Origin of the sequence: Kitasatospora sp. NPDC127035 (assembly GCF_042726075.1) — a bacterium.
In the GTDB taxonomy this organism is placed as follows: domain Bacteria; phylum Actinomycetota; class Actinomycetes; order Streptomycetales; family Streptomycetaceae; genus Kitasatospora.
Window position 1 is genome coordinate 91,236 of sequence record NZ_JBHXDN010000030.1, and the last position, 12,594, is coordinate 103,829.

Sequence of the window (12,594 nt, forward strand, 5' to 3'; positions counted from 1 at the left end):
CGAGGTTGACGGTGGTCAGTCAGATTGAGCTAGAGGAGGCGCCATTTCTTGACCAAGTCGTGTCCTGTACTGATCAAAAATGATCGAGTGCGTTCGACCTGCGTGCACCGTCGACCACCGACGCCGGGCTCCTCGCGCTCTGAGGAACCGTCGCGGACGCCCCGCCGAGGCCGTACCCTCGCGGGATGGACGGATGGGTGGGGGCCTGGACCGGCGGACGCCGGGCCGTGCACGTGGGCAACGTGGCCGACTTCAACGCGCAGTTCCTCGACGAGCGGACGGACCAGGCGCAGCGCGAGCGGCGGCTGCGGCAGGCGCACCACTACGCCGGGATGGCGACCTGCTACAGCCCCGAGCCGGCGGCACTGGTGCTCCCGGCCGAGGTCGAACGGGACTGGATCGACTGGCTGGCCCGGGAGTTGGCCTGGGGCCCGGTCGACCTGCACAGCGGCGTGGCACCCGGCGAAACGGTGGCCCGGGCGCTGGAACGGCGCCCGGCGCTCGCGGAACGCCTCACGCGCGGCGGCGAGCCGGTCCTCGTCTGGGGCCGGACCGCCGCGCAGGGCGAGGGGCCGGAGCTGGCGGCGGTGCGCCGGTACGAGTCCAAGGCGGCCGCACACGAGCTGTTCACGGCGCTCGCCCCCGACCACCCAGGCGTGCGGGTGCCCCGCCAGGAGCACGCGGACGGCCCCCGCCGGGCCGCGCGCCGGTTGACGATCCGGGCGGCGCGGGGTCTGACCACCGTGGTGAAGAGCCCACACGGCGTGGGCGGGTACGGGACCGTCGTGGCCACCCCGCAGGAGGTGTTCGCGGCCGGCGGCGCCCGCGCACTGCTCCGCCGGCTGGTCCGGGAGGAGGTGCTGCCGCCCGGCGGCGCCCTGCTGCTGGAGGAGTTCGTGGACGGCGGACCGGCCGGCTCGGACCGGCTGCGCGACCTCACCTTCGACGCCGTGATCGGCGACGACGGGCGGGTGCACCCGGTGGGCGCCGGGGAGATGGCCGTGGACGGCACCCGCTACCAGGGGGTGACGGTCGGCCCGGGCGTGGTGCCGCCGGGGGTGGCGGCGACCGCCGAGCGGTTCGGGCTGGCGGTGGGGGAGCGGCTGGCCGCGGCCGGCCACCGGGGCTGGTTCGACGTGGACTTCGTCACCGACCGGGACCGACGGCCCGCCCCGACCGAGGTGAACCTGCGGCTCACCGGGCCGGCCGTCGCCTTCGTCCTGCGGCAGCGGCTGGACGAGGTGCGCGGGCCCGGCCACCTGGTCCGCACGCTGGACGCGATGCCGCTGGGCGCCCGGCTCTCCCAGGAGGCGCTGTACGCGCACCTGGACCGGCTGCGCCCGCGGTGCGCCCGGCTCGGCGCGACCGTCCTGCCGTTGATCGTGACGGCCGGCCACGAGCCGGAGCCGACCGTCGGTCTGGCGCTCGCCGCGCACAGCGTCGAGGTGCTGGACGCGGCGGAGGCGCTGGTCGGCGCGGCGCACCACGCGCTGGGCCGGATGTTCGAGGCCCTGCGCTGACCCGCCGTTCGGCACGCCCCCCTCGGCGCGCCTCCCTCGGTGCGCCCGTCCTACCGCCGGCCCCGCCGCTTGTCCCGGACCGGGGCGGGCGGATCCCAGAGCATGAAGCGGACCACGACGGCGGCCGAGACCATCAGCGCGACGTTGAACACGTAGACCAGCAGCGACTGCCGGGACCAGTCCGCCTTCGCGCTGGTCCGGTACATGTTGTCCTGTGGCCACCAGGAGGCCAGCAGCCAGAACACCGACAGGTACGTGGCCACCGAGAGCCAGAACGGCCGCCCGAGCTCGACGAGCGCGCCGGGCCCCGCGAGCAGCCACACCACGCCCAGGCCGAACGAGCCCCACTCGAAGAGGTACAGCACCTGGAAGTAGGTGTCGTACGGGGCGGGCACCGCCGAGACGTCCGTGGAACCGGGCCAGAGCGCGTCGGTGAAGACCCAGGCCAGGACCGAGAACGCCAGCGCCACGAAGACCCCGACGCAGCCGACCCCCCTGGCCTCGACCGTGTTGCGGGTCCGTCCGCCGCCCTTGCCGCCGCCGCCCTTCGCGCCGACGGCGCGGCGCGGCGCGGTGTGGTCGGCGGGGGCGGGCAGCGGCAGCGCGCCGTGGTCCAGCTTGCCCGCCCGGGTGCGCGGCAGCTCGGTCAGCGGCACCACGGCGGCCGGCGTTCCGTGTTCCGGCAGCCGGTCGGCGAGGTAGGAGGTGAGCGACCAGCCGTCCACGCCGGTGGCGCCCGGCTCGACGACCGCGTAGCCGACCGTCTCGCGGCGGGTGGGTGACACCTGGACCACGGTGACCACCGCCTCCCGCACGCCGGGGTGCGCGCGCAGCAGGGCCTCGGCGCGGGCCGCCGTCTCGACGCCGTGGGCCACGACGCCTGCGACGGCGGCCTCGGCGGCCAGGGTGACCGCCGTCCCGACGGGGCGGGCGAGGTCGGGCTCCCCGAGCGCGGTCGACGCGCGGGCGACGAACTCCAGGACGCCGTCCGGCCGGAGCCGGCCGTAGTCGCCGGTGAGCAGCACCCGGCCGTCCGGGTCGTACGCGACGTGGGCGTACCGCTGCGCGGTCTCGTCCGCGTGGTTGAGGTAGCCGCGGCCGAGGCCCGCACCGGCGAGTGCGATCTCGCCGAGGGTGCCCGGCGGCGCGGGGGCACGGTCGGGGCCGAGGACGTAGACCCGGACGCCGGGGAACGGCACGCCGACGAGCGAGACCTGGGCGCTCCCCGCTACGTCGCCGGGGCCCGTCGGTTCGTACCAGGTGCTGTCGACGGCGGCCTCGGCCAGCCCGTAGACGTTGATCACCCGGGTCGACGGGCCGAGCAGCTGCCGCAGCATCAGGTGCTCGTCCAGCCAGAACTTGTCGGCGCCGACGGTGAGCACCCGCACGCCCGACAGCAGGCCGCCGAGCGGGCCGCCGGCCACCGCGTCGTGCACCGCGCCGACCGCGGTGTCGGACGCGACGAGGTGGGCCGTGAGCCGGCGCGCGGTGCGGACGTTCAGCTCCAGCACGGTGATCCGCTCGGAGGCCACCAGCGCGGGCAGGTCGGCGATGTCGGCGCTCCGGTCGAGGGTGTGGTTGCGCGGGGCGACCACCAGGGTGGCGCCGGAGCAGAGCGCGCGGACCCAGTCGGAGGTGAAGACGTCGAACTCCAGGCTCGCCGTGGTCAGGATCCGGTCGGCGGGGGAGAGCCCGTAGACCTCGTGCCACCCGCGGTGCAGGGCCAGCAGGTTGCGGTGCTCGATCGGTATGCAGCGGGGCGCACCGGTCGTGCCCGAGGTGGTGAAGACCACCGCCGGGTCCTCCGGTCCGACCGCCACCGTGGGGGAGAGGGCCGGCAGTTCGGCGGTCCCGGCCGCGGCCGGGTCCACGCAGACCAGGGCGCGCGCGCCCGCGTCGGAGAGCCGCAGCCGGTGGCTCTCCTCGGTGACGACGAGTACCGGGTCGGCCTCGGCCAGGACGTGCCGGAGCAGCGGGTCGGGCGCGCTCGGTTCGAGCGGCACGTACGCGGCGCCGGTCTTCAGCACGGCGAGCAGGGCGACGTACACCTCGGTGCCGCGGCCGAACGCCACCGCGGCGCGCCGGCCCGGGGTGAGACCCCGTGCCGCCAGGTGACGGGCCAGCCGGTCGGCCCGGGCGTCGAGCTCCGCGTAGCTCAACTCCCGCCCGGCGCACCGGACGGCGACCGCGTCGGGCGTCCGCCGCGTGTGCTCCTCGAACCGTCCGTGCAGCGTCCCGGCCCGCCCCGAACCGATCCCGACCGGTACGTCCGTCCCTGTCATGAATACGCCCCTCCGCCGTGCCGATGCTGCCTCGCGGGACGGCGCAGAAGCCCTCCGCGGTTCCCCGATACTCCCGCCAACTGCCCCTCCGGAACAGGGGCGTGCGGGGTCGCGCCGGTGTCCACGGCTCGGACGGCAGGGCCGTGGCGGGGCCGACGGTTGTACTCTGCACGCGGACGGTCGGCGTCGCGCCCGCCCGGTACGGCGCCGAGGCCGCGCCCCTGCCCGACACCCGCCCCCGGAGGCCCCCACCATGAGCACGCCCGATCCTTCCTTCGCCGGCCCGCTGCTGCGCACCCGTGGCGTCGACGTCGTCCGCGGCGGGCGCCACCTGCTGCGCGGGATCGATCTGGAGATCCGGGCCGGCGAGCACTGGGCCCTGCTCGGGCCCAACGGCGCCGGCAAGTCGACCCTGCTCGCCCTGCTCGGCGCGGTCTCCCACCCGACCCGGGGCGAGGTGGACGTGCTCGGTCGCCGGCTCGGCCGGGTCGACGTCCGCGAGCTGCGCGCCCACCTCGGCCACGTGAACCCGCGCCACCCGCTGCGCTCGCCGCTGACCGTGCGGGAGGTGGTGCTGACCGGCCTGACCAACACCATCGAGCCGGACCTGTACCGCAAGCCCGGTCCGGAGGAGCGGGACCGCGCCGAGCACCTGATCGACACGCTCGGCATGACGGCGGCGGCGGAGTCCCCGTGGACGACCCTCTCCCAGGGCGAGCGCGGCCGGGCGCTGATCGCGCGTGCGCTGATGCCCAGTCCGCGCCTGCTCCTGCTGGACGAGCCGGCCACCGGGCTGGACCTGACCGCCCGTGAGCTGCTGCTGGACAGCCTGGACCTGCTGCGCCACCAGCACCCGGACCTGGCGAGCGTGCTGGTCACCCACCACCTGGAGGAGCTGCCGGAGTCGACCACGCACGCGCTGCTGCTGCGGGAGGGGGAGACGGTCGCGGCCGGCCCGGTCGACGAGGCGATGACGACCGAGCTGGTCAGCGCGACCTTCGGCCACCCGATCAGGATCAGCCGGCACGAGGGCCGCTGGACCGCGCGCGCCGCCGCCCGGCGCACACCGGTGCGCTGAGGCCGCTCCGGCACACCGCGGCGGTGGGCGCCGGGCCGGCCGGGCGCCGGGGTGGCCGGGCGCCGGTGTGGCCGGGCGCCGGGCCGGCCGGGCGCCGGGCGTGCGCCGTCGGGGGGCGCGCCCCAGCCCGCCTCGGTGCGCCCGGTGACGGAGCCGGCCGTGAGCCCCCTTGGCCGGAAACGATCGGTGTACCGACCGGTTTCCCGCAGGGCGACCGCTCTCACCTGCGGTGACGGCCTTACCTATTCTTTACCGTCCCGGGCGTAGACGGCGAAATCTGATGTACATAAGGTATGCCTAAGCTAAGTGGACGGGGGGCCTCACGTGCCGTTGCCTCGTCCACGCTCAGCCCTGCCCTCATACGCCCTGCCCGCTGGAGCCCCCATGTCCGCCCGTCGTTCCACCGCAGCCACGCTGCTCACCCTCGCCGTGGCGACCGCCGCACTGGCCGGCTGCTCGCAGAAGAAGGACGACAAGGCGGGCTCCGACGCCGTCAAGGTGAACGCCACCGACACCGCCTGCGAGGTCTCGAAGACCACGTTCCCGGCCGGTCACATCGTCCTCGACATCGCCAACAAGGGGTCGAAGACCACGGAGGTCTACGTCTACGCGGCCGGTGACAAGATCGTCACCGAGCGGGAGAACATCGGCCCCGGGACCAAGGCGACCGTCAACGCCGAGATCAAGGCCGGTTCGTACGAGATCGCCTGCAAGCCGGGCATGGTCGGCGACGGCATCCGCCAGAAGATCACCGTGACCGGCGAGGGCTCGGCGGCGGCGGTCGACCCCCGTCTGACGGCGGCCGTCGACGCGTACCGCACGTACGCCCAGGAGCAGGCGGACGCGACCGTTCCGGCCGTGGAGGCGTTCGCCGCCGCCATCAAGGGCGGCGACCTGGAGAAGGCGAAGTCGCTGTACGCCCCCTCGCGCACGGGCTGGGAGCGGACCGAGCCGGTGGCGGAGAGCTTCGGTGACGTGGACCCGAAGACCGACACCCGAGAGGACGGTCTGGAGCCGGGTCAGGAGTGGACGGGCTGGCACAAGCTGGAGAAGTCGCTCTGGGCCGACGCGGCGGTCGGCGACGCGGAGAAGAAGCTGGCGGACCAGCTGGTCGCCGACCTGAAGGACTGGCAGAAGCGGATCCCCGAGGCCGAGATCACCGCGACCGGCATGGCCAACGGCGCCAAGGAACTGCTGGACGAGGTCGCGACCGGCAAGGTGACGGGCGAGGAGGACCGCTACAGCCACACCGACCTGGCCGACTTCGCCGCGAACGTCGAGGGCGCGAAGAAGGCGTACGAGCTGCTGAAGCCGGTCGCCGCCGAGAAGGACGCGGCGCTGGCGAAGACGCTGGACTCCGAGTTCGCCGCCCTGGAGGCGCTGCTCGCCAAGTACAAGCAGGCCGACGGCTCCTACACCTCGTACGAGAAGGTCACGGAGGCCGAGCGCAAGACGTTCTCCGACGCGGTCAACGCGCTGGGCGAGCCGCTGTCGAAGCTGGCCGCCGCGGTCGTCACCGAATAGCGCCGGGCCCGGCGGCCCGCCCGCACCGCTTCCCGGGCGGGCCGGGCCGCCGCACCGCGCACCCCCCCCCCCCGCCGCCGTGGCGGCCCGCGCGGCCGCCACGGCGCGAGTCCCGTACAGAGAAGGGTCCGCCGCCGATGGACGCCGAGCAGGAGCAGCAGAACGGGGCGCCGGACCACGGGACGCCGTCCCCCAGGGGTGACGAGCCCGGGGCCCGGGAGCCGGGTGGTGCCGCCGGTGGCGGGTTCAGCCGCCGTGCGGTGATCGGCTGGGCCGGTGCGGGGGCCGCCCTGGGGGCGGCCGGCGTCGGCTCGGTGGCCGCCGCGACCCGCCGGGAGGAGGACGCCCCGGCGCCGGCCGCCGCGGGCGGGGACGTCGCGTTCTTCGGGGAGCACCAGTCCGGGATCGCCACCCCCGTCCAGGACCGGCTGCACTTCGCGGCCTTCGACGTCTCCGCGTCGGCGACCCGCGAGTCGTTGGTGCGGATGCTCAAGGAGTGGACCAGGGCCGCCGCGGCGATGACCGGCGGTCGCGAGGTGGGCAGCGGTGCGGCGAGCGGCCTGCCGCAGGCGCCGCCGGACGACACCGGCGAGGCGCTGGGCCTGCCGGCCTCCCGGCTGACCCTCACCGTCGGCTTCGGTCCGGGCCTGTTCGACAAGGACGGTGTGGACCGCTTCGGGCTGAAGGCGCGGCGCCCCGAGGCGCTGATCGACCTGCCCCGGTTCAAGGGCGACAACCTCGATCCGCAGCGCAGCGGCGGGGACCTCTGTGTCCAGGCCTGCGCCGACGACCCCCAGGTGGCGGTGCACGCGATCCGCAACCTGGCCCGCATCGGGATGGGGACGGTCAACATCCGCTGGTCGCAGCTGGGTTTCGGCAAGACCTCCTCCACCACGCCCGATGCGCAGACACCGCGCAACATGATGGGTTTCAAGGACGGCACCCACAACATCGCCGGCACCGACGCCGCCGCGCTGGCGCAGCACGTCTGGGTGGCGCCCGGCGAGGGGCCGGAGTGGATGACCGGCGGTTCCTACCTGGTCGCCCGGCGGATCCGGATGCACATCGAGACGTGGGACCGTACGTCGCTCAAGGAGCAGGAGGACGTCTTCGGCCGCACCAAGGGCGAGGGCGCCGCGTACGGGAAGGCCCGGGAGCACGACGCGCCGGACCTGGACGCCATGCCCGGGGACGCCCACGTGCGCCTGGCGCACCCGGACTCGAACGGCGGCCACATGATCCTGCGGCGCGGGTTCTCCTTCACCGACGGGACGGACGGGCTGGGGCGGCTGGACGCGGGCCTGTTCTTCCTGGCCTACCAGCGGGACAGCCGTACGGGGTTCGTCCCGCTGCAGCAGCGCCTCGCCGCGTCGGATGCGCTGAACGAGTACATCCAGCACGTCGGTTCGGCGCACTTCGCCTGTCCGGCGGGTGTGCGCAAGCCCGGTGAGTGGTGGGGCCAGGCCCTCCTCGGCTGACCGTTCCGCCCGTCACCCCTGTACAACCTCCGGAGGAGGGTGCCGTGTTCGGCAACTATCTGATCGGCCTGCGCGAGGGTCTGGAAGCCAGCCTCGTCGTGTGCATTCTCATCGCCTACCTCGTCAGGACCGGCCGCAGGGACAAGCTCCCACCGGTGTGGGCGGGCGTCGGCGCGGCGGTCGCCCTCAGCATGGCGTTCGGCGCGGTGCTCCAGTACGGCTCGACGCAGCTGACGTTCGAGGCGCAGGAGGCCCTCGGCGGGACGCTGTCGATCGTGGCGGTGGGTCTGGTCACCTGGATGGTGTTCTGGATGCGCCGCACCGCCCGGCACCTGAAGACGGAGCTGCACGGCAGGCTGGACGCGGCGCTCGCGATGGGCACGGCCGCCCTGGTGGTCACCGCGTTCCTGGCGGTCGGGCGGGAGGGGCTGGAGACGGCGTTGTTCATCTGGTCGGCCGTGCAGGCGACCGACGACGGCTACAACCCGATCATCGGTGCGGCGCTGGGTCTGTTGACCGCGGTGGTCCTGGGCTGGCTGTTCTACCGGGGCGCGTTGAGGATCAACCTGGCGAGGTTCTTCACCTGGACCGGCGCGATGCTGGTGGTGGTCGCCGCCGGGGTGCTGGCCTACGGGGTGCACGACCTCCAGGAGGCCGGCTGGCTCCCCGGCCTGCGCAGCCGCGCCTTCGACATCAGCTCCGGCATCCCCAAGGACAGCTGGTACGGCACGCTCCTCAAGGGCGTGTTCAACTTCCAGCCCGACCCGACGGTCCTCCAGGTCGTGGTCTGGGCGGCCTACCTGGTCCCGACTCTGGCGATCTTCCTGAACGTCTTCGGCGGGCGCCGCACCAAGCCTGCCGCGCCGAACGCGGGAGCGGCCAACTCGGCTGTTTGAGCGAAGAGTTCAGGCCACCTGGTGGCCTCGAAGGCCCCGTCCGGCAACCCGCCGGGCGGGGCCTTCGGCGTTCCTGCGCCCGCCGGGACGGGTGTGGTGCTGACGCCCGCTCAAAAGTTCACCTCCCGGCTCTACCCGCGTATACCCCCGGGGCCGCATGCTGGTCGGCAGCCCGGGCCGCTCCGCCCGGGGGCTTTCCCCTGCCCTCGTCGACTCAGGAGTCCCCCATGTCCGCGATACCCGTGCCCCGTCCGTCCCGCCTGCCCCGCCGCGCCCCGGCCGCCGCCCTCGGCGCCCTGCTGCTCGCCCTCGTCACCCTGCTGACCGGCGCCGGCACCGCCCGGGCGGCCCTGCCGACCCCGGTCTCCGCCGCCACCGCGCGCAGCTACCTCGCCTCGATCGCGGTGTCCGCCGAGTCCCACGCCTCCACCTACGACCGGGCGCTCTTCCCGCACTGGATCACCGTCTCCGGCACCTGCAACACCCGTGAGACGGTCCTCAAGCGGGACGGCAGCAACGTCGTCACCGACTCCGCGTGCGCCTCCGTCAGCGGCACCTGGTTCTCGGTCTACGACAACGTCAGCACCACCAGCGCCTCGTCCTTCGACATCGACCACGTGGTGCCGCTCGCCGAGGCCTGGCGCTCCGGCGCCTGGGCCTGGACCACCGGCCAGCGCCAGGGCTTCGCGAACGACCTGACCCGCCCGCAGCTGATCGCGGTCTCGGCGAGCTCCAACCGCAGCAAGGGCGACCAGGACCCGGCCCACTGGCTGCCGCAGACCTCCTACCGGTGCACCTACGCCCGTGCCTGGGTGCAGGTGAAGTACTACTACGGCCTCAGCGTGGACAGCGCCGAGAAGAGCGCGCTCTCCTCGATCCTCAACGGCTGCTGAGGAAACGTTCGCTCGGCGCGGCGCACACCGGAGCCGCCGGGAACACCCCGCCCGCCACGGCGCCGCCCGCCACCGCCCCGCCCGCCGCGACAGACCGCTCGTGACGGCGCCGCTCACGAGAGTGCCGATCACGACGGCGCCGCCCGCCGGGAGGAGTCCCGGCGGGCGGCGCCGTGCGTGCGGTACCGGACGGCGCTAGTCGCTCTTGATCGCGCTCAGGATGTCCGTCCGGGCCGCCCGGCGGGCCGGCCAGAGCGCGGCCAGCAGGCCGATCACCGCGGCGGCCACCAGGAAGCCCAGGATCTGCACCGGCGGCACCACCGTGGTGATGTTCCTGAACACGTCCTTCATGGTCCGGACGCCGGCCCAGGCGGTGACGATGCCGAGCAGCACACCGACCACGCCGCCGAACAGGGCGATCATCAGGGACTCCAGCCGGACCATCCGGCCGATGCCGCGCCGGTCCAGACCGATCGCCCGCAGCATGCCGATCTCCCGGCGGCGCTCGAACACGGACATCGCCATGGTGTTCACCACGCCCAGGACCGCGATCACCACGGACATGCCCAGCAGCCCGTACATCATGCTCAGCACGGCGGAGACCATCTCGCGGTTCTCCGCCTTGATGTCCTTGTCGCCCTTGACCGCGATCAGCGGGTTGCCGCCGGTGGCGTCGCGCAGCGCCTGCTTGAGCGCGGCGTCCGGGCCGTCAGGGCCCTTGACGAGCACCTTGTCCAGGCCGGTGCCGGCGCCGGCGTGCGGGCCGACCACGCTCTCGGGGGCGATCAGCCCGGACACCACGGTGCTGTGCCCGATCAGGCCGCCGACGGTCAGGGTGGCCGGGCTGCCGTCCGGGTAGGTGCCGGTCAGGGTCGAGCCGACGGTGAGGCCGTTCCGCGCGGCGTAGTCGGCGCCGGCCAGCAGCTTGCCCTGCTTGAGCGCGTCGGCCGAACCCTCGGTGGTCTTCACGTCGACCAGCCGGTCGAAGGTGGCCGCGTCCACCGAGGTGAGCCACGAGGTGTCGTCCTCGGCGGCCTTGACGGGAACGGTGCGCATCACGCTCGTCGCGGTGAGCCCGGGGATCCTGGCGATCTGGGGGGCGACCTCGGGGGAGAGCATGGAGAAGTTCGACATGGCGACGGTGTAGTCGGCCTTGAGGTCGTTCGCGGTGGCCTCGTCGACGGCCTTGTTCACCGAGGCGCCGACCACGGTCAGCGCGGTGATCAGGGTGACGCCGATGGTGAGCGCGGAGGCGGTGGCGGCGGTGCGGCGCGGGTTGCGCACCGCGTTCTCGCGGGCCAGCTTGCCGGGCGTGCCGTAGAGCCTGCGCAGCAGCGGGGCGAACAGGGCGATCAGCGGCCGGGAGAGCAGCGGGGTGAGGACGAAGACGCCGATCATCAGCGCACCCGCGCCGAGGCCGACCAGCTTGGCCTCCTTGCCGGCCGCGCCGGCCAGCAGGCCGCCCACGCCGGCGAGGGCGAACAGCAGGCCGATCACGTTGCGGACCACGAGGGACTTCTGGGTGGCGGGCTGCTCGGCGGAGCTCATCGCGGCGACCGGGGCGATCCGCGAGGCACGGCGTGCGGGCAGCCAGGCGGCGAGCACGGTCACCGCGACGCCGACGCCGACGGAGCCGAGCACCGTGGAGGGGCCGATCACCAGCGGGCCGTCCGGCAGGTTGGCCTCGAAGGGGCCGTTGAGCAGGGCGCGCAGTCCGGTGGCGATGCCGATGCCGACGACCAGCCCGCCGAGCGAGGCGGTGAGGCCGACGAGCAGTGCCTCGGCGAGCACCGAGCGGGTGATCTGCTTGCGGCTGGCGCCGACGGCACGCAGCAGGGCCAGTTCCCTGGTGCGCTGGGCGACCAGCATGGTGAAGGTGTTGGCGATGATGAAGATGCCGACGAAGAGCGCGATGGCGGCGAAGCCCAGCAGGACGGTGGAGAGGCCCTTGGTGCCCTCGGCGATCATCCGGTCCTGCTCGTCCGCGAGCTCGCGGCCGGTCCGGGCCTCGACGGAGTCGCTCTGCGGCACGGCCTGCTTCACGGCGGCGAGCAGCGCGGTGTCGTCGGCGCCGGGCCTGCCCCTGACGTCGATCTCGGCGAACCGGCCGGGGCTCAGGTAGAGCTGCTGGGCGGTGGCGGTGTCGAACGCGGCGAGCGATCCGCCGGAGACGACGCGCGGGTCGTTGGTGTGCAGGGTGCCGGTGAGCCGGAGCTCCATGACCGGGCCGTTGACGGCGACGCGGACGGTGTCGCCGACCTTGTAGCCGCCCTTCTCGGCGGTCCTGGCGTCCAGCGCGATCTCCTCGGCGCCGCGCGGGCCGCGTCCGTCGACCAGCGGGTAGCGGGGGTCGGTGCCGTCGGCGCCGGGCACGTAGTTGGTGCCGGTGGTGGAGAAGCCGTTGCCGATCAGTGCGCCCTTCCGGTCGGCGATGCCGGCGAAGCCGCTGACCACGCCGCGGGCCTCGGCGGCGCCGGGCAGCGCGGCGATCGCCCCGCGCGTCTCCTCGGACAGGGCCGGGCCGGCCTCGGCGCCGCCGCCGTGGTCGTACCCCTTGCTGACGGCGGAGCGGTCGCTGACGGTCACGGTGATGTCGGTGTAGCTCTTGGCGCTCTGGGAGCGGAGCGCGCTGCCGAGCGTGTCGGTGAAGACCAGGGTGCCGGCCACGAAGGCGGTGCCGAGGAGGACGGCGAGCGTCGTCATCAGCAGTCGGCCCTTGTGGGCCAGCACGGTGCGCAGTGCGGTGCGGTACATGGAGTGGTGTCAGTCCTGGAAGGTCGTGGGGACGGAGGCCGGAGCGGCGCCGGGCGGGTGGGCCGGGATCCGGCTCAGCTGGTGCGGCCCTTGGCGTCGAAGCGGCGCATGCGGTCCAGGACGGTGTCGGCGGTGGGCTGGTGGAGTTCGTCGACGATGCGGCCGTCGG

Annotated in this window: 8 protein-coding genes and 1 pseudogene; 6 read left to right on the plus strand and 3 right to left on the minus strand. The window is 74.1% G+C overall.

Annotated features, from left to right (window positions below):
• Positions 1-185: 185 nt before the first annotated feature.
• Complete coding sequence (locus ACFWIC_RS21430; RefSeq protein WP_380519746.1) at positions 186-1,520, plus strand: hypothetical protein; 1,335 nt, start codon at positions 186-188, stop codon at positions 1,518-1,520.
• A 50-nt stretch (positions 1,521-1,570) separates the two neighbouring features.
• Here the strand turns inward: ACFWIC_RS21430 and ACFWIC_RS21435 are convergent, their stop codons facing one another.
• A complete protein-coding gene (locus ACFWIC_RS21435; RefSeq protein ID WP_380519747.1) occupies positions 1,571-3,802 on the minus strand; it encodes an AMP-binding protein in 2,232 nt (743 codons plus the stop codon).
• 253 nt (positions 3,803-4,055) lie between these two features.
• Here ACFWIC_RS21435 and ACFWIC_RS21440 point away from each other — a divergent pair, with 253 nt between their 5' ends.
• From ACFWIC_RS21440 to ACFWIC_RS21460, 5 genes are all read left to right on the plus strand, one after another.
• Positions 4,056-4,880, plus strand: a complete 825-nt coding sequence (locus ACFWIC_RS21440) for an ABC transporter ATP-binding protein (RefSeq protein ID WP_380519748.1) — start codon at positions 4,056-4,058, stop codon at positions 4,878-4,880.
• A 384-nt stretch (positions 4,881-5,264) separates the two neighbouring features.
• Complete coding sequence (efeO, locus tag ACFWIC_RS21445; protein ID WP_380519749.1) at positions 5,265-6,404, plus strand: iron uptake system protein EfeO; 1,140 nt, start codon at positions 5,265-5,267, stop codon at positions 6,402-6,404.
• 137 nt (positions 6,405-6,541) lie between these two features.
• Positions 6,542-7,882, plus strand: coding sequence for an iron uptake transporter deferrochelatase/peroxidase subunit (efeB, locus tag ACFWIC_RS21450; RefSeq protein WP_380519750.1), 1,341 nt, complete (start codon positions 6,542-6,544; stop codon positions 7,880-7,882).
• Between the two features lie 44 nt (positions 7,883-7,926).
• Entirely contained in the window at positions 7,927-8,778 is an 852-nt protein-coding gene (gene efeU, locus ACFWIC_RS21455) for an iron uptake transporter permease EfeU (protein WP_380519751.1), read from the plus strand.
• 227 nt (positions 8,779-9,005) lie between these two features.
• Positions 9,006-9,671, plus strand: a complete 666-nt coding sequence (locus ACFWIC_RS21460) for an HNH endonuclease family protein (RefSeq protein ID WP_355409242.1) — start codon at positions 9,006-9,008, stop codon at positions 9,669-9,671.
• Positions 9,672-9,866: 195 nt separating this feature from the next.
• Here the strand turns inward: ACFWIC_RS21460 and ACFWIC_RS21465 are convergent, their stop codons facing one another.
• Both ACFWIC_RS21465 and ACFWIC_RS21470 read right to left on the minus strand, forming a co-directional pair.
• Positions 9,867-12,425, minus strand: coding sequence for an ABC transporter permease (locus tag ACFWIC_RS21465; protein ID WP_380519752.1), 2,559 nt, complete (start codon positions 12,423-12,425; stop codon positions 9,867-9,869).
• A gap of 74 nt (positions 12,426-12,499) precedes the next feature.
• Positions 12,500-12,594, minus strand: a pseudogene (locus ACFWIC_RS21470) (ABC transporter ATP-binding protein); the annotation flags it as partial.

What these genes read in the sequence shown, in the direction of transcription:
- ACFWIC_RS21460 (WP_355409242.1), top strand. Translation starts at nt 9,006, where the DNA reads ATGTCCGCGATACCCGTGCCCCGTCCGTCCCGCCTGCCCCGCCGCGCC.
- ACFWIC_RS21435 (WP_380519747.1), bottom strand. Translation starts at nt 3,802, where the DNA reads ATGACAGGGACGGACGTACCGGTCGGGATCGGTTCGGGGCGGGCCGGG.
- ACFWIC_RS21465 (WP_380519752.1), bottom strand. Translation starts at nt 12,425, where the DNA reads ATGTACCGCACCGCACTGCGCACCGTGCTGGCCCACAAGGGCCGACTG.
- ACFWIC_RS21430 (WP_380519746.1), top strand. Translation starts at nt 186, where the DNA reads ATGGACGGATGGGTGGGGGCCTGGACCGGCGGACGCCGGGCCGTGCAC.
- efeO (WP_380519749.1), top strand. Translation starts at nt 5,265, where the DNA reads ATGTCCGCCCGTCGTTCCACCGCAGCCACGCTGCTCACCCTCGCCGTG.
- ACFWIC_RS21440 (WP_380519748.1), top strand. Translation starts at nt 4,056, where the DNA reads ATGAGCACGCCCGATCCTTCCTTCGCCGGCCCGCTGCTGCGCACCCGT.
- efeB (WP_380519750.1), top strand. Translation starts at nt 6,542, where the DNA reads ATGGACGCCGAGCAGGAGCAGCAGAACGGGGCGCCGGACCACGGGACG.